General features: G+C 61.8%; 19 protein-coding genes and 1 pseudogene. 11 read left to right on the top strand and 9 right to left on the bottom strand.

Annotated elements, in window-relative coordinates:
* The 6 genes from CHB69_RS00565 to CHB69_RS00540 form a co-directional block, all read right to left on the bottom strand.
* Positions 1 to 669 carry a hypothetical protein gene (locus tag CHB69_RS00565; RefSeq protein ID WP_141133881.1) on the bottom strand — a complete coding sequence of 223 codons (669 nt, stop codon included), beginning with the start codon at positions 667 to 669 and terminating at the stop codon, positions 1 to 3.
* 6 nt (positions 670 to 675) lie between these two features.
* Complete coding sequence (locus tag CHB69_RS00560; RefSeq protein ID WP_141133880.1) at positions 676 to 1,998, bottom strand: lipopolysaccharide biosynthesis protein; 1,323 nt, start codon at positions 1,996 to 1,998, stop codon at positions 676 to 678.
* A 127-nt stretch (positions 1,999 to 2,125) separates the two neighbouring features.
* On the bottom strand, positions 2,126 to 4,342 hold the full coding sequence (locus tag CHB69_RS00555; RefSeq protein ID WP_089214048.1) for a GumC family protein: 2,217 nt from the start codon (positions 4,340 to 4,342) through the stop codon (positions 2,126 to 2,128).
* Between the two features lie 35 nt (positions 4,343 to 4,377).
* Positions 4,378 to 4,998 carry a polysaccharide biosynthesis/export family protein gene (locus CHB69_RS00550; RefSeq protein WP_170935381.1) on the bottom strand — a complete coding sequence of 207 codons (621 nt, stop codon included), beginning with the start codon at positions 4,996 to 4,998 and terminating at the stop codon, positions 4,378 to 4,380.
* Between the two features lie 350 nt (positions 4,999 to 5,348).
* Positions 5,349 to 6,386, bottom strand: a complete 1,038-nt coding sequence (locus CHB69_RS00545) for an NAD-dependent epimerase/dehydratase family protein (RefSeq protein ID WP_089214046.1) — start codon at positions 6,384 to 6,386, stop codon at positions 5,349 to 5,351.
* Positions 6,387 to 6,455: 69 nt separating this feature from the next.
* Entirely contained in the window at positions 6,456 to 7,313 is an 858-nt protein-coding gene (locus tag CHB69_RS00540; RefSeq protein WP_342746761.1) for a metallophosphoesterase, read from the bottom strand.
* A gap of 204 nt (positions 7,314 to 7,517) precedes the next feature.
* On the opposite strand from CHB69_RS00540, the gene wecB reads away from it, so the two are divergent.
* The 5 genes from wecB (at position 7,518) to CHB69_RS00515 (ending at position 13,469) form a co-directional block, all read left to right on the top strand.
* Positions 7,518 to 8,633 carry a non-hydrolyzing UDP-N-acetylglucosamine 2-epimerase gene (gene wecB / locus CHB69_RS00535; protein ID WP_089214044.1) on the top strand — a complete coding sequence of 372 codons (1,116 nt, stop codon included), beginning with the start codon at positions 7,518 to 7,520 and terminating at the stop codon, positions 8,631 to 8,633.
* Positions 8,623 to 9,918, top strand: a complete 1,296-nt coding sequence (wecC, locus tag CHB69_RS00530) for a UDP-N-acetyl-D-mannosamine dehydrogenase (protein WP_089214043.1) — start codon at positions 8,623 to 8,625, stop codon at positions 9,916 to 9,918. Before wecB ends, wecC begins: the two co-directional genes overlap by 11 nt.
* A 75-nt stretch (positions 9,919 to 9,993) precedes the next feature.
* Positions 9,994 to 10,812, top strand: a complete 819-nt coding sequence (locus tag CHB69_RS00525; protein WP_089214042.1) for a class I mannose-6-phosphate isomerase — start codon at positions 9,994 to 9,996, stop codon at positions 10,810 to 10,812.
* Between the two features lie 4 nt (positions 10,813 to 10,816).
* Positions 10,817 to 11,896, top strand: coding sequence for a mannose-1-phosphate guanylyltransferase/mannose-6-phosphate isomerase (locus tag CHB69_RS00520; protein ID WP_089214041.1), 1,080 nt, complete (start codon positions 10,817 to 10,819; stop codon positions 11,894 to 11,896).
* A gap of 184 nt (positions 11,897 to 12,080) precedes the next feature.
* A complete protein-coding gene (locus CHB69_RS00515) occupies positions 12,081 to 13,469 on the top strand; it encodes an exopolysaccharide biosynthesis polyprenyl glycosylphosphotransferase (protein ID WP_089214040.1) in 1,389 nt (462 codons plus the stop codon).
* 55 nt (positions 13,470 to 13,524) lie between these two features.
* Here the strand turns inward: CHB69_RS00515 and CHB69_RS00510 are convergent, their stop codons facing one another.
* On the bottom strand, positions 13,525 to 13,746 hold the full coding sequence (locus tag CHB69_RS00510) for a hypothetical protein (protein ID WP_089214039.1): 222 nt from the start codon (positions 13,744 to 13,746) through the stop codon (positions 13,525 to 13,527).
* Positions 13,747 to 13,921: 175 nt separating this feature from the next.
* Between CHB69_RS00510 and CHB69_RS00505 the strand changes: the two genes are divergently transcribed.
* The 4 genes from CHB69_RS00505 (at position 13,922) to CHB69_RS00490 (ending at position 16,296) form a co-directional block, all read left to right on the top strand.
* Positions 13,922 to 14,332, top strand: coding sequence for a glycine zipper 2TM domain-containing protein (locus CHB69_RS00505; protein ID WP_425442381.1), 411 nt, complete (start codon positions 13,922 to 13,924; stop codon positions 14,330 to 14,332).
* Between the two features lie 159 nt (positions 14,333 to 14,491).
* Positions 14,492 to 15,043, top strand: coding sequence for a GNAT family N-acetyltransferase (locus CHB69_RS00500; protein ID WP_089214038.1), 552 nt, complete (start codon positions 14,492 to 14,494; stop codon positions 15,041 to 15,043).
* Positions 15,040 to 15,480 carry a DUF1330 domain-containing protein gene (locus CHB69_RS00495; protein ID WP_089214037.1) on the top strand — a complete coding sequence of 147 codons (441 nt, stop codon included), beginning with the start codon at positions 15,040 to 15,042 and terminating at the stop codon, positions 15,478 to 15,480. The genes CHB69_RS00500 and CHB69_RS00495 overlap by 4 nt, the downstream gene beginning before the upstream one ends.
* 87 nt (positions 15,481 to 15,567) lie before the next feature.
* Positions 15,568 to 16,296 (top strand): hypothetical protein, encoded by a 729-nt coding sequence (locus tag CHB69_RS00490; protein ID WP_089214036.1) that lies wholly within the window; start codon positions 15,568 to 15,570, stop codon positions 16,294 to 16,296.
* A gap of 15 nt (positions 16,297 to 16,311) precedes the next feature.
* On the opposite strand, the gene CHB69_RS00485 is transcribed toward CHB69_RS00490, so the two are convergent.
* Positions 16,312 to 17,049, bottom strand: coding sequence for a Crp/Fnr family transcriptional regulator (locus CHB69_RS00485; RefSeq protein ID WP_089214035.1), 738 nt, complete (start codon positions 17,047 to 17,049; stop codon positions 16,312 to 16,314).
* A 125-nt stretch (positions 17,050 to 17,174) separates the two neighbouring features.
* On the opposite strand from CHB69_RS00485, the gene CHB69_RS00480 reads away from it, so the two are divergent.
* Positions 17,175 to 18,569 (top strand): DUF1254 domain-containing protein, encoded by a 1,395-nt coding sequence (locus CHB69_RS00480; RefSeq protein WP_089214034.1) that lies wholly within the window; start codon positions 17,175 to 17,177, stop codon positions 18,567 to 18,569.
* A 77-nt stretch (positions 18,570 to 18,646) separates the two neighbouring features.
* Here CHB69_RS00480 and thiS read toward each other — a convergent pair.
* Positions 18,647 to 19,617 (bottom strand): annotated as a pseudogene (thiS, locus tag CHB69_RS00475) (sulfur carrier protein ThiS).
* Between the two features lie 78 nt (positions 19,618 to 19,695).
* On the opposite strand from thiS, the gene CHB69_RS00465 reads away from it, so the two are divergent.
* The gene (locus tag CHB69_RS00465; protein ID WP_089214032.1) at positions 19,696 to 20,136 is read left to right on the top strand and encodes a type II 3-dehydroquinate dehydratase; all 441 of its coding nucleotides are present in this window, start codon (positions 19,696 to 19,698) and stop codon (positions 20,134 to 20,136) included.
* Positions 20,137 to 20,140: the final 4 nt, after the last annotated feature.

Raw genomic sequence — 20,140 nt, 5'->3', positions numbered from 1 at the left:
CTAAAACCAACCGGCTGCGCGGAATCGGTCCGTAAAAATAAGACACTGGGAGGATGCTGCGCGAACAATATGCACATTCCCCCCACGCATCCGCTGAAACTCCATGGCGGTGTCCTGCTCGCCCCGCCGTTCGGCATCATCGAAAATGACGATAAACTCGTCCGCCAGGCTGCGCTCGAGGATTTCAAGCGCTCCCCAGCGGCTATTGCGAGCAGACCCTTGCGGTCCGTCTACAATTGCGAAATCAAATGCCTTGCTGCCATCAAAAACGTAGCTGTTCGCTTCGACCCCGCGGTAGGAGCGTGGCTCAAGCGGAAGAGCAAGAATTTCCCGCTCGACCTTCGTTCGCATGATGGCGGCCCAATCTTCATCGTGCTCGATCGATACGCCGCCCGCGCCCAGCGCGTCGAGCAAAAGCGTCGACTGGCCAATGCCAAGTTCAAGCGTGGCCGTCGGCGCAAACTCGGTCTGGATTCGATAGATCAAATATAAAAGAGAATAATTCGCTGCGCCGCCGATGGGATAGAAGGGCTGGCAGGGAATATTTGCGGTGCGTAGAGCTTCTGCCAGCATATGCGCGTATAGCAGTTCCTTGGCCGTTCGCTCGCCAGTAACTTTTTCAACAAATGAAGCCCAACGGAGCTTCTTTAGTCGTTGTGCAATGGACATGATTTCTCACTTCGTAGCTAACGGCAGGGCAGGAAAAGCGCTTCGGTAGAACCGAAACAACCAGATGAGCTGCAGACAATAGGCCGTGACAAAGAGAATCGACGCGTTTGCAATCAACGCGCTGCTCATGCCGGCCCGGCCTAGCAGAAAATAACTTATCGCAAAGCCGGCGATTCCGGACAACCCGACCGAATAGCCAAAATATTTCGACTGGTCGACATATACCAGGATGTTGAAGAGCAAATGCCCGCCCAGATAACCCGCCGCCAGCAATCCCATTCCCAAGAGAACTGGCTCGCCGCCCGGAATGCTGATCGAAAGCCACAATTCGAGTATATGGTTGCCAGCGACGGCGAAAGTCGCTCCCACCGCCAGCGCATAGGAAGCCGAGAAGGCGACCGCCGCAAGATAATAGCGTTTGAACCCGGTCGCATCGAGCCTGACCAATGCTTGCGAAATGACGGGAAAGACAGGATTGAGGAGCGATTGCGCAAAGCTTGCCAGCAGTACGAGAGCGCGTATCGCCGCGCCAATCGCACCGCCAGCCGTTAGGCCGATCATATGACTGACAAGATAAGTGAAGCCATGTAGATGGAGGACGATCCCAGCTTGCGCCTTCGCATATGAGACAGCCTTTGCGATGACCGGCATCGGGTCGATCGCGCCTCGTGCGAGATTGCCGCGAAACGCCTTTGAGCGGCCAAGCGCGAACATTGTCAAATTCAGACCCTGGACGAATACCGGCAGAGCAAACAATGCCAGGTAAAAATGCGGCAAGCTCGGCGCCACTCGAGCGACGAGCAGAACGGCCACAAAGGAAAGTCCCGATCCTGCCGAAGAATAGAGATTCGTGATAAAGTTCTCATGGAAAGACGCGCGAACGCCCTCGACCATGTTGAAGAGATAGACGCCGATTGTGTGGACCAGCGCCGCCAGCAGCATCGCTCGCGCCTCGGCCGGGAAGGCCTTAACCCCCTCGCCCAAAAATGCGTGAACGGGCAGAAAGCCGATCAGAATCAGTCCCGCCGTGAGCAGCAGCGCAGCGATGCCTGCCACGACGATCAAGGCGCTGCGCAGCCATTTCGCGGCTTCTGTCTCGTCGCCGTGCCCTATCGACGACGACATCAAATAGCCGACCGACGAACTAAAACCGAGTGCAGGAAACTGCAGTAGCGAGCCCATCGCGGCGACCGTCATCATTGCCCCGAATTTTTCGCTGCCTGCCGCCGCCAGTACAATCGGCAGAGCAAGGAGCTGAACTCCTGCAGTGGCGAGTTTGGACACGCCCGAGGTGGCATAGGCCAGAAAGATGCGCCGTAGCCGTCTCATAGCCTCCTCGCGACTGCCCGCTCGTGCCGCAATGCGGCGTGGACAAAATCCGATCGCCCCTCGCGCCCAGGCAGCCGTTTAGTCCGTTCAAATCGCCCGTTTTCTTCCAAGCCAGCCGGAAATACCATCATTCATATTTATAAGTGTATTGATATGCGTATTCATAATTATAGCCGGCATCCTTGAGGTCGAACTTACTCAACAGCACGCCGACAACATTGGCTCCGCCAGACAGCAAGCGGTGAATTGAGGCGCGCGTGTTGCTGCTTTGATTCTTTCCGGCCTCGACCACAAATACGCAGCCCTCTGCGAGGTTCGAGATTTCAATCGCGTCCGCAAGCCCCAGAGTCGGTGGGCTGTCGATCAAGACTACGTCATACGCTGACGTCAATTGGTCGATAACGGCGGGAGAGTCGGGACTTGCCAGCAATTCCGCGGGGTTAGGCGGAATTCCGCCACTCGGAATGAACGAGACACGCTCGTGGCTTGTCGGCTGAACCACTTCTTCGAGCGACTTGTTGTGCGTCAACAGATCGGTCATGCCGACGCCATTTTTGACGCCGAATAGCCGATGCTGAACCGGGCGGCGCAAGTCGAGATCGACAACGAGGACACGCTTACCAATGCGGCTGAGCGCAATGGCTGTCGCGAAACAACAAGAGGACTTGCCTTCCCCCTGCCGCGAACTGGTAAACATCAAGCTGCGCGGGAGACCATGGGAAGAGACGAGCATGAGCGACGAGCGCAGGCTCGAGAAGGTCTCTGAAACCTGCGTTTTCGGATCGAGAATTTCGACTTCGATCTGACTCTCGTCCTGCATCTTTGGGATCGCGCCAAGGGAAGGAAGGCCAAGCTTGCGCGTCACATCGTCCGGAGTCCGAATGATGTTGAACAATTGTTCGCGCCCGAACACAAAAAGGCCGGCAAGAATTATCCCGGCAAGCACGGACAGCGCTATGTTCAATGGGATACTAGGCTTGATAGGATTGGATGGCGTCATTGCCCGATCAACGATCGAAACATTGTTCGCCTGCACGCCGGCTTCGGCATTCAGTTCGTTGTAGCGGCGCAAAAGAAGGTCGTAGAGCTGTCGATCATTGCTTGTTTTACGCTGCAGAATTCCGAGCTGCACAGCTTCGCTCTGTTCATTCAGCGTGTCATTTTTCAGTTCGGACATCTGAGCCTGGATGGCATTTTCCTGGCTCAGCGCCGTCTCATACTGACCGCGAATCGTCTGGCGGATTCCCGCGGCGATCACTTCAATCTGGTCGTTGAGTTCGTCCAGTTGCGCTTTCGCTTGGCGAACGGTCGGAAAGTCTTCCTTGCGCCGCTGCAGTTCTTGCTCATAGGCGGCCTTTACAGTTGCCTTTTGCTGCAGAAGATTCTGAATTGCTAGATTATTGAGGACCTCGGGTAAGGTCATGACATTTTGACTTTTGGCGACTTCCCACTTTTTCTGAGCGTCAATTCGGCGGGCAAGCGCATCGGCATAATCCTGATTGAGATTAACCAGCGTCGCGGCGACAAGCGATTTCGGACCCCCGCCACTCGCATTTTCGCTTGCGGCGTTGCTGGCATCGATGATCCGCGTGCGCCGCGCATATTCAAGCGCCTGACGCTCAGATTCCGCGAGCTGGATTGCCGCCTCATCGAGTTGCTGCTTTAGAAATTCGCGGGCATAGGAGGACGTGTCAAACTTACGCTGCAGGTTGTTGCGAATATAATTCTGCGCAAAGCTGTTTGCCACACGGGCTGCCAATGCGGGATCCGGACTATCAAAGGCTATCGTCGCGATGCGTGAATCGATTGGCAACGAAACCCCAACATTGTCGTCCAGTGTCGAAAGGACCAATTCTCGCTGCGCGTCAGCTGCCGACCGCACATCCGACGCCGCGGCATCGGGATCGACCCCCATTTTTTCGAGAAATTGGGAGTTATTGAAAAGCTGGAGATCTTCGGCAACGGTCTGCGCAAGAGACCGGCTGCGAATAACGTCGAGCTGGGTCTTTAGAAAGCGGTCCGAATCCTGGATTGCGGCTGAAGAATCAGCGTCCTCGGTTCCCAAAATTTTGGCCGCTTCCTGATCGATCTGAACTGTCGATTCGGCGCGATAAACCGGTGTGGACAAAATCGTAATCATAACTCCGGCCAGCAGGCAGGCGAAGAATATACCGATAATCCAGTAGCGCGACCGATAAGCCGCCGCCCAAATTGCCGCGAAGTCGAGGCTAAACGCGGACTCGTCGACGTAAGCGGCGTCGGATTCGTGCGGGTGGCCGACCGATGCTGGAACAACAGCCGATAGACCGTCGATCGGACCGCTCACGGGGCGAATTTTGGCCATGCCTGCCTAAACCTTTTTTAGAACTTAAAGTTTGATTAGTTGCCGTCGAGCCGGACAAAAACTGTCGCGAGAACCGGGGAGAGTGCGACGAAGTCACGAAATAGCTGTTTGGCAAAGCTGTTGCCGACAACAACGATGTCGCTACCCAAGATTTCAGGATTGGCTGCACGCCCCTTGCGAATGTCATCGAGGTTGAACTGCGCTGCGTAAACCCCGTCTTCCTTACGGCGAAACACGATGATTTCGCCCAGTTTTGCAGTCTGCGTGGGCCCTTCCGCCATCGCCATGGCTTGCAATAGAGTCGTGGGGCCCTGAAGCGGGAACACGCCAGGCTTTTGGACTGCGCCTTCGACCGTGACGTTCTGCGATGCCGAAGTGGACACGATCGTCGACACCTGCGGGTCGACGAGATAACGTTCACCGAGCCGTTCCGCGATCGAACTCGATAGTTCGGTGCTCGTTTTGCCCGCGACCGCGACCTGTCCGATCAGCGGAAAAAGAATATTGCCACTTGCGTCGACCGGAACTTCTTCGAGCGAAAGGTCTGGCTCTTGAAAGACGGTAATTTTCAAAACGTCGAGCGGACCGATCCGATATTCGGCCGGTGCAGTCTTCTCGGAAGGAGCAGGAACGATGTCATAGGCTTCCTGTCCCACCGGAAGACCGGTCGAGGCGCACCCGGCCAGAGCGACACACATCGCTACAACGGCTATTTCCCTAAACAAAACTTGATTCTCCACTGGACAGGCGACTGCTCTTAACATCCGGCAAGGGCATTGCAACAATGCGATCGACCGCTGCCCGCAGGATCGGAATGGTCTTTCACCCCGCTTTTTTTGGGGTTCGCGTTCAATCATTCGGCGAGGTGGATGCAACAATATGCTGCAACGGCCGCGAGTGTCGAGCCGCGCTCCTCTGGTGCATAGACGGCAGCGGCGGGCGCATTTTGAGGCAGTTCGAGACTGCGCCACGACCAAGGGAACGCAATTCTCTTCCCCGATCAGCGTTAGCGTCGATAATAGTCCCGATACCAAGCGACAAACGACGCTATGCCTTTATCGAGTTCCGTCTGCGGCGAGTATCCCGTCAACCGATGCAGCAAGCTCCCGTCAGCCCAAGTATCGAATACATCACCTGCCTGCATCGGCAGCAGGTTGCGATCCGCGCCAACGCCAACCGCACGCTCGACGGCTGCGACGAAATCCAGCAGGGCGACCGGCTTTCCGCCGCCGATATTTACGATGCGATATGGTGCAACCGGAGACAGGCTATCGCCCTCATCCATATCGGCAACTGAGCTCGCCCTTTCTGGCGCAACGTCGATCAGCAAACGAATCGCCCATACAAGATCTTCAACGTATGTGAAGTCGCGTGAGAGCCTGCCTTCGTTGTAAAGGTCAATCGGTTGACCCGCGAGGATAGAGTCGACGAATTTGAACAACGCCATATCGGGGCGCCCCCAAGGGCCGTATACGGTGAAGAAGCGGAACATCGTGGTCGGGACATTCCAAAGATGCGCATAGCTGTGCGCCATGGCCTCTATGGCCTTTTTGGTGGCAGCGTAGAAGGAGACCTGAAGATCGGCCTTGTCGGTTTCGCGGAAAGGCATCGCTTCGTTCGCGCCGTAGATCGAAGAGGTCGATGCGACAAGCAGATGCCGCACCGCATGGCGCTTCGCCGCCTCGAGGACGTGAAAGGAACCGATAATGTTGCTTTGGACATAGGATTCGGGCGCCTCGAGCGAGTAGCGTACCCCCGCCTGACCGGCGAGATGAATGATCGTCTCGGGCGCAAAAGCATCGACCGCGGCATCGAAAGCCTGACGATCCTCAAGCATCGCCTCGACGGCGCGAAAGCGGGCATTCTGAAGCAGATTCTGGTGCCGGCGACGCTTGAGCTGCGGATCGTAATAATCGGTCATGCCGTCATAGCCGACGACATCGAACCCTTCGTTGAGCAGCAACTGCGCCAGGTGATAGCCGACGAACCCCGCGGTCCCCGTGATAAAGACTCTTTGGGTCAAACATTCCGCTCCATCGATCATGCATTGGAAATGGGCGTTAGCGACGCTCGGCTGCGATCGCGTTAACGCACCGGAGCGGGCCGCCCCGGATCAGGCGGCATTCTCAACCGCCCGATCGCTGGCGAACAGGAACCAGCGCCGATTGCCTTCCAGGCCGAGTGCCGCAAGCGTGCCGCTGCGAAAGGCGCCGACGTCGATTCCGATGCGATTGGACCGTTGGTCGGGCTCGGACGTGATGCTATGGCCATGCACGACCATTTTGCCGTGGTCGCCCGGATCGTCGAGAAATTCCTCACGAATCCAGCGCAGGTCCGACAACGCCTGCTTCTCGAGCGGAACGCCGGGGCGGATTCCCGCATGGACGAAGACATAATCGCCAATTTCGACGACATCCTCGCCCATGCTGAGAAAATTGACGTGCTCTGAGGGAACGAGTTTCGGCAGCCGTTCGGCCACCTCTTCGAACGTCGCCGTGGCCAAGCTCGCGTCGTCCTGCCAATAGCTGCGCACCGTGGCGTCGCCCCCGATCCGCATGAAGTAACGCACCCGCCGAACGTCGCCTGTCAGCGCCGCCAGAAAACATTCCTCGTGATTGCCGATCAGCAGGCGCGTGTCGGCAAATTCGTGCCGCAGATTCATCGCGCGCTCGACCACCGCCGCCGATTGGGCGCCGCGATCAACGAGATCGCCCAACAGGATTAGCGTCAGATGTGCAGGTCCGCGGGCGGCGTGGTCGGCGCGAATATGATCAATCATTTGCGCGAACAAGTCGTCGCGGCCGTGGATATCGCCGATCGCATACACCCTCCGCCCCGCGGGAACGGAGAAATGCAGCGGCACCGGCGACGCCGGCTTCTCCTTGCGTTTCCAGAATTTGGAGAGGGGAATCATCTGCCTCTTTGTCACTTGGTCGCCTGTTTTTCCGGCACCAACGGCCGAGGAGCACAACCCAGCCCTCCCCTAGCCACCCATTTTAACGGTGGCAATACGCCCGAATGGCGCCAATGTTGCAGCGCACTGTAGCAAACGACATTTTTACCTCAAATGAACGGGCGTCGCGTAAGAGGCGCGAATGTTCCATCTCCAACCCCAGTTGCCCGCCACCGGGACGCCGCAATCCGCCCTGCAACATCCTCGCCGGAGACGCACCCGATGAAGGTCATGACGGTTTTCGGAACCCGGCCGGAAGCAATCAAAATGTTTCCCGTTGTCCATGCCCTGCGCGAGCGGTGCGGGGTCGACGTGCGAGTGTGCGTGACGGCCCAGCATCGCGAAATGCTCGATCAGGTGCTTCAAATCGCGCGCATCGTCCCGGACGTCGATCTCGACGTGATGCAGGCGAATCAGACGCTCGATGCGCTGCTCGCGCGGCTCGTCACGGGCCTTGGCGAAACCTTCGATGCCGAGCGCCCGGACCGGATTCTCGTCCATGGTGATACGCTGACGACGATGGCGGCGACGCTTGCGGCCTATTTCCGCAAGATCCCCGTCGGCCACGTCGAGGCGGGGCTGCGCAGCGGCAACATCTATCACCCCTGGCCCGAAGAGGTGAATCGCAAGGTCGCCGGCGCCGTCGCCGATCTTCACTTTGCGCCGACCGAAACCGCGGCGGCAGCGCTGCGCGGCGAAAATGTCCCGGCCGACCGCATTCATGTCACGGGCAACACGGTGATCGACGCGCTACTCGCAACGCAGGCCCGCATCGCGGGCGAGCCTTCGCTCGCCGCGGGGCTCGATCCGCTTGCCGCGCGCTTTGCCGGCAAGCGGATCGTGGCGGTGACCTCGCACCGGCGCGAAAATTTCGGCGACGGAATGAAGGCGATAGCCGAAGCCGTCGCGGCGATCGCCCAGCGCGCCGATATCGGGGTGATTTTTCCCGTTCACCCGAACCCGCAGGTCCGCAGCGCGATGGAGCCGATCCTCGGCAGTCTCGCCAACGTCGCGCTCATCGACCCGCTCGACTATCCGCATTTCGTCCGTCTGCTCGGTCTGAGCGCGATCGTTCTGACCGATAGCGGCGGGGTCCAGGAAGAAGCGCCTTCGCTCGGCAAACCCGTGCTCGTGATGCGCGAGACGACGGAGCGTCCGGAAGGGATTGCGGCAGGCACGGCAAGGCTGGTGGGAACCGACAAGACCCGCATCGTTACCGAAATTTTCAGCCTTCTGGACGATGAAAGCGCCTATACAGCGATGGCTCGCGCTCACAATCCTTTCGGGGATGGAACCGCGGCCAAGCAGATTGCGGAGATTGTTGCACATGCCCATTGATGCCGGACAAAAGGTCGCCGTCCTCGGCCTGGGCTATATCGGCTTGCCGACCGCGGCGCTGATCGCGCGCTCGGGCTGTCAGGTTACCGGCGTCGACGTGAGCCCGAAGGTCGTCGAAACGGTCAACGGCGGCCGGGTTCACATCGAAGAGGTCGATCTCGACGGACTCGTCCAGGGCGTCGTCGCGCGCGGGGCGCTCACCGCATCGACCGACGTTCCTCCCGCCGACATCTTCGTCATAGCGGTGCCCACGCCGCACGACGAAGAACATCGCCCGGATATCAGCCATGTCCTTTCGGCGGCACGCGCGATCGCTCCCAGGCTGGAACCGGGCAATCTGATCATCCTCGAGTCCACCTCGCCGGTCGGCACGACCGAAAAGGTCGCGCGGCTGATCGCCGGCCATCGTCCCGACCTAAAGGTTCCCGGCGCGTGCGAGGGCGCTGCGGACATCTTCATCGCCTATTGCCCCGAACGGGTGCTGCCGGGGCGCATCCTCGTCGAACTCGTCGACAATGATCGCTGCATTGGCGGCATCACCCCGCGCTGCGCGCGCCGGGCGATGACCTTTTATCGCCAGTTCGTGCGCGGCGCATGTGTCACCACCTCTGCCCGCGCCGCCGAGATGGTGAAACTCGTCGAGAACAGCTATCGTGACGTCAACATTGCCTTCGCCAACGAGCTTTCGATGATGGCCGAGGAAATGGGAGTCGATGTCTGGGAGGTGATCCGCCTCGCCAACCGTCACCCGCGCGTGAATATTCTCCAGCCCGGTCCCGGGGTCGGCGGTCATTGCATCGCGGTCGACCCCTGGTTTCTCGTTCACGGCGCGCCCGAGCAGAGCCGGCTGATCCGCACCGCGCGCGAAGTCAACCTCGCCAAGACCGCGCATGTCATCGGCGCCGCCGAAATGCTTGTGTCGCAGTATCCGAACGCACGCGTCGCATGCCTCGGCCTGGCCTTCAAACCCAATATCGACGATTTCCGCGAAAGCCCCGCAGTCGAGGTGGCCGCCGCGCTCGCCCGCCGCTTCGGCACGCGGATCCGCATCGTCGAGCCCTTTGCCCGCGAACTGCCGCGCGAATTCGATGGCACCGGCGCCGCGCTGATCGATCTCGACAGCGCGCTGGCATCGTGCGACCTTTTGATCGTGCTCGTCGATCACGAGCTTTTCAAATCCATCCCGCTCGAGGAACGTCGCGACATGATCGTCTATGATACGCGCGGCCTCTGGCCCGACCAGTTGCAGCTTCATGCTACGCGGGGCGCGAGACTCGTCGCCTGAGCATCCGCGCGGGCATCGCCGGCATCGCGCGGGGTCATGTTGACTTGATTGGGAAAACTCCCCAGGACCGGCGCCATGATGATCCGGCTCCAGACCCGCGTTGTCGAAAAGCCCTGGGGGCGCACCGACATTCCTGCGTCTTTTGGCGACTTCGGCGGCCGCCGGGTGGGCGAAATCTGGTTTGAGGACCCCGAAGGCGACGCCGCCCCGCTGATGGTCAAATTCCTATTCACGTCGGAACGGCTGTCCATACAGGTTCATCCCGACGATTTGGCCGCGCAAGCGGCAGGTTACCGCCGCGGAAAAGAAGAGTGCTGGTTGGTGTTAGATGCTGCGAAAGATGCAGAGCTGGGCGTAGGCCTCACCAGCATCAGCGACGTCGACGCACTGCGCGATGCCGCCCTGAACGGCTCGATCGAGAGCATACTCCACTGGCGAAAGCCGCGTGCTGGCGATTTCATCTACAACCCCGCCGGCACGATCCATGCGATCGGGCCGGGCCTGATCGTCGTCGAAGTCCAGCAGAATGTCGATCTGACCTATCGCCTCTATGACTATGGGCGCGATAGGGAATTGCATCTGGATGCGGGGCTTGCCGTAGCGAAGGCGGCACCCCACTATGATGCGCGCGACACTCATGTCGCCGACACAGACAGTCGCATCTTGGTCGAAGGTCCGCATTTTCACTTGCGGCATCTTGCCGGCAAGAATGCACGCGCGCTGCTGCCCGATGGGGTCGGCCGTTACACCTTCATCCCCCTGTCGTCTGGTTGCACGGTTGCGCAAGAAGAGGTGAAGCTCGGCGAATGCGTGCTGATAGACCGTGCCGATATGCTTTCGCTAGATGAAGAGACGCATGGCTTGCTCTGCTGGACCGAAGGAAGCGGGCACTGAACCGATGATCGAGAAGCAGTTGATTTTTCCCATTGTCTTGTCCGGCGGTTCCGGAACGCGCCTATGGCCCGCATCGTCGGGCACAAGTCCAAAGCAATTTCAGGCACTTGTCGGAGATGTGAGTATGTTCCGGCAGACGATAGATCGCGTTGCGGATCGAGAGCGCTTTGCCGCTCCCATCGTCATATGCGGCCCGTCGCACGTCGACCAAGTGACGAAAGATCTGACGGCAGCCAACATCACGGACGCTCGGATCATTGTCGAGCCGGCTGCTCGCAACACGGCGCCGGCGATCGCGTTGGCTGCCGAGCTTTGTGGTAGCCAGTCTCTGATGCTAGTCATGCCGGCCGATCACGTCATGACCGATGTGGCGGCATTCCTGACTGCCATCGAACTCGCTTTGCCCGCCGTGCTAGATGGCGCGCTGGCAACCTTCGGGATCGATCCCTCCCACCCCGAAACCGGATACGGCTATATCGCGGCGGGCAGTATTCTCGCTGGCCATAGCGCCGTCTATGCGGTCGATCGCTTCGTCGAAAAACCTGAGCGTGCCGCAGCCGAAGCGATGATCGAAAAGGGCGGCCATTATTGGAATGCCGGTATTTTTCTGATGCGCGCCGATCGCTACCTGGCCGAACTGGCGCGTCAACAACCCGCGATTCACAGCGCTTGCGCCGACGCGATCGCTCAGGCCGACGCCGGCGATCGGATCGTCCATCCCTCAGAGGCGCCGTTTGTGGCCTGCCCTTCGAATTCGATCGACTATGCCGTCATGGAAGGCGCGGAAAACGTCGTCGTCGTTCCCGTCGATCCCGGTTGGTCCGATGTCGGCGGCTGGGCGGCGCTCTACGAGCTGGGCGACAAGGACGAGGATGCCAATGTGCTGGTCGGCGACGTCGTGGGCATCGACATAAGGCGTAACTATATCCGGACGTCCGACGGCAAGCGCGTGTCGATTTCCGGCCTTTCCGACCTCGTCGTCGTCGTCGAAGGTGATGACATCCTGATCCTGCCGCGCGAACGCGCTCAGGACGTCAAACTGCTCGCGCAGAAGCGATCGGCAGAGGCCAAGAAGATCGGCTAGGTGCAGCCCGGGCAGGCGGCATGCACAGGCTTCTTACTGCGCAAGGCGAACTCCATGCACGCGACCTCGTCGCACGGATCGTCCTGCATCCGGCACAGGTTCGCGCTGCCCGCTTGTATTCCTTGTCATCTGGGACATGCTGCATTGCAACATGATCGCGTGATCTCAAGGAGTGTTGTGCCCGATGACCAAGATCGACCTGGCGCTCCACGGCGCGCCCGTGCGTATCCCGTTGGCGAAAGCGGCGCGGCGAAATGCCAAGATCTGGCTGTGTCTGAGTCTGATCCTGCTGGACGCGTTCGCACTGATTGCGGGATTTGCGGTAGTGCTGATCGTTCAAGCGCCACAGCCCGTTGCGGGTGGGTTATGGACGATGATGCCTGGCGCATTGTTCGTGCAGGCAGCAATCGCATTTCAAAACCAGGCCTATAATCCGCGCTGCCTGACCGAGCCGGTCAAAAGCTGTCGTCAAACGCTGACGTCCTTTGCGATGACTTTGCTCGTCTTTCTGCTTGTCGCTTTCTCGCTCGGCGTAACCAGCAAATTTCCCCGTCTCGCGCTCGGCCTGGGCCTCGGCGCTGCGCTGACTCTTCTGGTCGCTCAACGGCTTTTGATCTGTCATGCCGTCCGCAAGATTTTCGGTCAGATGACCGCCGAACTCGTAATTGCCGACGGCGCGCGCTTGCCGACGTCATATCTCGACCGCGAGATCATCGACGCCCGCGTATCGAGACTTCGCGCCGATCTGGATGATCCATATATGCTGGACCGTCTGGGCAAGATATTGGAGGATTATGACCGCGTAACGATCGTTTGCGCGCCCGAGCGAAGGGCGGAATGGGCCCGGGCGCTGAAAGGCGTGAATATCTTGGGTGAGATCGTGATGCCGGAAATCGCCGAACTCGGACCGATCACGACGCGGAATCGTGAAGGAGTGACGACACTCGTGGTCTCGTGGGGGCCGCTCAATCGAGCCAATCGGGTGAAAAAGCGTGCGCTCGACCTTGCGCTGACGATTCCGGCGCTGGTGGTACTGTTGCCGCTGATGGCGATGGTGGCGCTCGCGATCAAACTCGATTCCCCGGGACCGGTTTTCTTTCGGCAGGAGCGGATGGGGCGCGGCAACCGCATATTTCAGATTCTGAAGTTTCGCAGCATGCGCGTCGAGGCGACCGACGCAACCGGCACCCGGTCGGCCAGCCGGGACGACGATCGGATCACGCGTGTCGGAAGGTTCATCCGGAAGACCAGCATCGACGAGCTGCCGCAGCTTTTCAACGTGCTGCTCGGCGAGATGAGCCTGGTCGGGCCGCGCCCCCATGCGCTCGGTTCGACGGCTGGAAACGAATTATTCTGGCGCGTCGATCGGCAATATTGGCATCGCCACGCGCTCAAACCGGGAATCACGGGCCTCGCCCAGATCCGTGGTTTCAGGGGCGCAACCAACACCAAGCGCGACATCGTCAAGCGTCTGGATTCGGACCTGGAATATCAGCGCGGCTGGTCGCTGCTGCGCGATATTTCGATCCTTTTACGCACGGTGCAAGTTATGGTGCATCGAAACGCCTATTGAACAAGAGCCACCGCGATGGCTTGTCGAGCCCCGCCGCGCCTTCGTTTCAGCCCGGTCAGATCAGCCCCCCGCCCAGCATCAGACGAACGACGCCGATCGCGATCACCACGATATTGAGGTTGCGCCCGGCGTTGCTGCTCGACATCGCGCCGAGCGCGAGGCCGACGATCGCGATCGGGATGATGATCCAGTTCGCCCAGCCGAGCAGCGGAATGAAGGCGGGTATCGCCAGGATCAGCGCGATCAGTCCGATAAAGATCGACAGGATGTTGAGCATGGCCGCAGTGTCGCACGCCTCCCGCCGCCCCGCAAGCGGCATTCATTTCGTCGGCGTCAGCCCTCAAGTCGTCGTGTTGCCTGACGTTCATGCAACGCAATCCGACCCCTGCCCGTTCTCCATGCGAAGCGCCCAAAGCCGACCGGCGGGGAGGCGCCGAACCAGGAAAGGACGAATGATGCGTTTGATTACCAAGAGCCTGACGGGTGCGGTTGCCGCCATCGGCATCGCAGCGACCGCTCCCGCTTTCGCGGGCGTGTCGGTCGAAGCCCCGGCACAGGCCTATGGTCTCCACCAGCCGGAGCAGGCGAATCAATATTATCACAAGAAGCACGACCGCCGCTATTATGCATCGCACGGCGAGCGCGTCGGCCCCAACACGCGCATCTGGCGCGGCAAGAACGGCCGTTATTACTGCAAGAAGGACAATGGCACGACCGGCCTGTTGATCGGCGGCGCCGTCGGCGGCCTCGCGGGGCACGAAATCGCCGGAGATGGCGACAAGCTGCTCGGCACGATCATCGGCGCCGGCGCGGGCGCGCTGCTCGGCCGCGAGATCGACCGCGACAAATATAGGTGCCGTTAGAGAGCACCGTTACGGGTGCGGGTCCGAGACCCCTCCGCCCGCACTACGTGATGGAGAGGGCGCCGGCCATCGGTCGGCGCCCTCGTCTTATGCGGCCCCTTGCCCTCGCCGCCCCCATGCTCCAGAAGCATCGCCCGTCCGCCGCCGAAAGGAACAGCGATGCTCAACGGCCCCCTTCTCGTCACCGAGCGGCTGATCCTGCGGCCGCCCGCAACCGAGGATTTCGACGCCTTTGCCGAAATGTGCGCCGAGGCGGAAACGATGAAATATCTCGGCGGTCCGTGCGCTCGCTCGCAGGCGTGGCGCCTATGGTGCGCGCTCGCCGGCGCATGGCATATCCGGGGCTTCTCGATGTTTTCGGTGATCGAACGCGATAGCGGCGAGTGGGTCGGGCGGCTCGGCCCGTGGGAGCCCGCCGATTGGCCCGGTCCCGAGGTCGGCTATGGCGTTCGCGCCAAATTCGCCGGGCGCGGCTACGCCTTCGAGGGCGCGATCGCCGCGTGCGATTTCGCGGTCGAGTTTCTGAAATGGCCGCAGCTGATGCACTGCATCGACCCCGGCAACAGCCGATCGCAGGCGCTCGCGCGGCGGCTCGGCGCGACGAACAGCGGCCCGACGCGCCTTCCCGCCCCGTTTCAGGATGCCCCGGTCGACGCCTGGGTCCAGAGCGCCGACCAGTGGCGGATCAAACGCAGGGAGTTCCAACCATGACCGACCGCTTTGTCGACCCCGAACGCGCCCAGTTCGATGCGTTCAAGGCGCTGCCGCGCGATACGAAGATCCACATGCTCAACCTCGTCCGCTTCAAGGCGAAGGCCGACTACCCCGCCGATCATCCGCTCGCGGGACAGCCGCTCACCGGAGCCGACGCCTATGCCCATTATGGCAAGGACAGCGGAGCGGTGTTCCAGCGCGTCGGCGGCCGCATCGTCTGGCGCGGAACGATGGAGGCGATGGTGATCGGCCCCGGCGATGAGCGTTGGGATGCGGTTTTCGTCGCCGAATATCCGAACAGCGGCGCCTTCATGGAGATGGTCACCGATCCCGTTTACCGGCAGGCGGTCGTCCACCGCCAGGCGGCGGTCGAAACCTCGCGCCTCATCCGCTGCAATCCCGACCTGTCTCGTACCGAGACAATATTCGGCTAACAAAGCCTTCCCGGTTAAGGACTTTTGCTCACATCTTCTTTACCAGCATCCGGCACAGGTCGGGGATGGATTAAGGGAGTGTTAGCGATGATGGTGCGCGGAAAATGGCTCGTTGCGGCCTTGCTGATGGCGACGGCGGGGCTCGCCGGCTGCCGCGACAAACCCGAGCAGGCCGAGCTGTCGCCGCTCGACGAGGGACTCGTCGACGCCGACCCGGCCATCAGGGACGCGCTTCAGGACAGGATCATGGTCGACCCCAAGCTCGCGGGCCAGTCGAACCGCAATGCGATCACTCCAGGGAACCGCCTGATCGACGGCGGGGTTCCGGCGATCCCGGCGGGCCGCGCCGCCGCGGCGGCCGAAGCCGCTGCGGCGATGAAGGCGGGCAAGCTGGTCAAGGCGCCGAACGCCCTTCCCTTCGCAGGCGGCGCGAACGAGCCCAAGACCATCGGCGCGCTCGCCGCACAGCAATCGAAGATCAAATGCGAAAGTCCGCTCAGCTACGATCGCGGCTGGGCCGACCGGCTGCCCGCCGCTTTCAGCGTCTATCCGCGCGCGACGGTGCGCGAGGCTGCCGGCGTCAAGGACAGCAAGTGCAATCTGCGCGTCGTCAACTTCCAGACCGCAGCTTCGCTGCAGGGCGTGCTCGACTATTACAACACGCTCGCGATCCGCGCGGGCTATGACACCGACCATCGCGTCGACGGCGAGGACCATATTCTCGGCGGGACCAATGGCGATTTCGCCTATGTCGTCTTCGCGCGCCGCGACGGCGGCATGACCGACGTCGATCTGGTCGCTTCGGGCGGGCGCTGATCGACGCCGGCAAAGTCAATCGCGCGAGGCGGCGATCCGGTCCAATGCTGCGTGATCGCGGATCGTCAGGCGATTATAGTCGGTCGTGATCAGCCCAGCCTCCTCGAAGCCGCGCAGCAGCTTGTTGACGCTCTGACGCGTGATGCCGAGCATCGCGCCGAGTTGCTCCTGCGGCAGCCGCAGGCCGACCTCGGTTCCTTCCTTCCCCTCGATGCCGTGAATGCGCGCAAGGTCGACGATCGTCGCGGCCATCCGCTGTTCGAGCGACCCCAATTGCTGATCGTTGAGGAGGCGCAGACTGTCCCCCTGCCGCGCGCACATGAACAGCGCGATACTGCGCCACAGCATCGGCTGGGCGTCGAGGATCGCGATCAGGCGTGCTGCGGGCAGGTGCAGCAGCGTCGTGTCGCCATAGGCGCGGTAGGTGAAGTGGATCGGCTGCCGGTCGAGCAGCCGGACCAGCGCCAGCACACTGTGCGCGCCGCTGACACTCAGCACATATTTGCGCCCCGAAGCCGAAACGCGGCTGATCTCGATTTCGCCGGCGGCGATCACGAACGCCTCGCGCCGTTCGGGATCACGCGCGAAGATTTCGGCACCGCGGGCATGATGCTCGACGCGCGCGATCGCGGCGAGCCTTGCCAGCGCGCCGTCATCCCAATCGGCGAAGGGCGGGCAAAGACGCAGCGCGGCAAGGCGGGCATCGCCGTTCCAGCCTCCTTTGCCGCCCACCGTCTTCGCTTCCGTGGTCATCGCTGCCCCTCCCGCACGGAACCTAATCGCTGCCCCGAAAAATCCCAAGCGATTGTCGGCGCGGCGACAGACGGGCGCCGCCGCGGGCGCTACCGCGAACGCCAACACGAAGGGAGACGGGAAGAATGACGAAATTTCTGGCCCTGCTGGCGCTCGCCGCCGGCTTGCTGTCGGCGCCCGCGCAGGCGGCGCCGGTGAGCGAGGACGAAGCCTATGCGATCGGGCTCGACGCCTACACCTACGCTTATCCGATGGTGCTGATGGAGGTGTCGCGCCGCGTTCTCACCAACGCGGGTTCGCCGGGGCGCCCGCGCGCGCCGATGAACCATTTCGCGCATATGCGGACCTATCCCGATGCCGGCTTCAAGGAGGTCGTGCGGCCCAACGCCGACACCCTCTATTCGACGCTCTGGTTCGATGTCGGCAAGGAGCCGCTGGTCGTCACCATGCCGAACACCGCAGGGCGTTATCATGTCGTGCCGATCATGGACATGTGGACCGAGGTGTTCGCGGCGCTCGGCACGCGCACGACCGGCAACGAGGGCGGCAGCTTTGCGCTCGTCGGGCCGCATTGGCAGGGCGAACTGCCCGCCGGGATGCGGATGGTGCGCAGCCCGACCGACAATGGCTGGATCATCGGCCGCATCCAGACCAACGGCGCGCCCGACTATGATCATGTCCACGGACTTCAGGCGGGCTATGCCGCGGCGCCGCTGTCGTCGTGGGGCCAACAGCAGCCAGCCAGCAAAGCGTCCATGGAGCCCGATCCCTCGATCGACATGGCGACCCCGCCCGTCGAGCAGCTCGCGCGAATGAGCCCCGCCGCCTTCTATTCGCTCTTTGCCGAAACGCTGAAGCGCAACCCGCCGCACGCCACCGACTATGCGATCCTGCTGCGCATGGAGCGCGTCGGGCTGGTTCCCGGCAAGAGCTTCGACCTCGCTGCGGTCGATCCCGCGGTGCAGCGCGGCCTGTCGCGCGCCGCCGCCGACGCCTATCGCCGGATCGTCGACAACCGGACGCGCGTGCGGCTGACCGCCAATGGCTGGGTTGCGCTCGGCAACGCGCTCGGCGTCTATGGCAATGATTATCTGCAGCGGGCCTTCATCGCCTATGCGGGCCTCGGTGCCCTGCCGCCGGAGGAGGCCATCTATCCGATGGCGCCGCTCGACGCCGACGGCAAACCGCTCAACGGCGCCTCGCGCTATGTGCTGCATTTCGACAAGGAGCAGATTCCGCCGGCCGATGCCTTCTGGTCGCTTACCATGTATGGCGCCGACCAATTTTTCGCCGCCAATCCACTGGGCCGCTTCGCGATCGGCGACCGCGACGAGCTGAACTTCAACGCCGATGGTTCGCTCGACCTCTATATCCAGCATGATTCGCCGGGGGCCGGCAAGGAAGCGAACTGGCTGCCCGCCCCCGCCGGGCCGTTCACGATGAACCTGCGGCTCTACCTGCCCCGACGCGAAGCGCTCGACGGCCGCTGGACGCCGCCGGCGATCCGGAAAGCGCCCTGACATATAAGGCGACGGCCTCCTTCACCGGAGGCCGTCTTCGCTGCAACGGCTTGACGCCATATTCCTTGGGCCTTTTGTCAGATAAGTCCTGCCAGCGGGCTCGACGGATCGGCATAGCGCCGCTGGCCCATACGCCCCGCGAGATAGGCGTCGCGTCCGGCCTCAACCGCCTGCTTCATCGCCCGCGCCATGCGGACGGGGTCTTTCGCCTCGGCGATCGCGGTATTCATCAGCACGCCGTCGCAGCCGAGTTCCATCGCCACCGCCGCGTCGCTCGCCGTGCCGACCCCCGCATCGACGAGAACGGGAACCGAAGCGCCCTCGACGATCAGGCGGATCGTCACGCGGTTCTGGATGCCGAGCCCCGATCCGATCGGCGCGCCCAGCGGCATGATCGCCACCGCCCCCGCATCCTCGAGCTGCTTCGCGGCGATCGGGTCGTCGACGCAATAGACCATCGGCAGGAAGCCCTCCTTGGCGAGCGTCTCGGTCGCGGTCAGCGTCTCGCGCATATTCGGGTAGAGCGTCTTCGCCTCGCCGAGCACTTCGAGCTTCACCAGGTCCCAGCCCCCCGCTTCGCGCGCCAGCCGCAGCGTGCGGATCGCATCGTCGGCGTTGAAGCAGCCGGCGGTGTTGGGCAGGTAGGTGACCTTCCTGGGATCAATATAATCGGTCAGCATCGGCGCACCCGGGTCCGACACATTGACGCGGCGCACCGCGACCGTGACAATCTCCGCGCCCGACGCCGCGACCGCCGCCGCATTCTGCTCGAAATCCTTATATTTGCCGGTGCCTACGATCAGCCGCGACGTGAAACTCCGCCCGGCAACGCTCCATTGGTCGGTCAACAACCGCCTCCTACGAAATGAACGATCTCGAGCGCGTCGCCCTCGGCGAGCGCGACGTCGGCCAGTGTCGAGCGCGGCACGATCGCGCGGTTGCACTCGACCGCGACCTTCTTCACGTCGAGCCCGAGCGACGCGACGAGGTCGGCGATGCTGCCTTCGCGCACCTGTCTCGGTTCGCCGTTGAGGATGATCGCGATCACCGCCTGCGCCCTTCTTTGCCTTTTGCCGAGCAGCCCATATAGGGGGAGTGCGCCACCTAGCAACCGAAAGCCCGGACATTGCCCGAACTTCCCGTCGTCTTCGTCCTCTCCGGCCCCAACCTCAATCTCCTCGGCACCCGCGAGCCGGAGATCTACGGCCACGATACGCTGGACGAGATTCATGCGCGCCTCGCGGAAAAGGCGGCCGGCCTCGGCCTCCGCGTCGACTGCCGCCAGTCGAACCACGAGGGCGTGCTGATCGACTGGCTGCACGAAGCGCATTTCGCGGGCGCGAAGGCGGTGCTGCTCAATGCCGGCGGCTATACGCACACGTCGATCGCGCTTCACGACGCGATCAAGTCGATCAAGGTGCCGGTGATCGAGGTGCATCTTTCGGACCCGATGACACGCGAACCCTTTCGGCATGTCAGCTATGTCGGTATGGCGGCGGCGGCACATTTTGCGGGGCATGGCGCGGGCAGCTATATGCTGGCGCTGGACGCCGCCGCGCGACTCTGACAAG

The organism is Sphingopyxis indica, from assembly GCF_900188185.1.
Lineage (GTDB): Bacteria > Pseudomonadota > Alphaproteobacteria > Sphingomonadales > Sphingomonadaceae > Sphingopyxis > Sphingopyxis indica.
The sequence above is the reverse complement of the archived record's forward strand: the minus strand, read 5'-3'. Positions and strand labels throughout refer to the sequence as shown.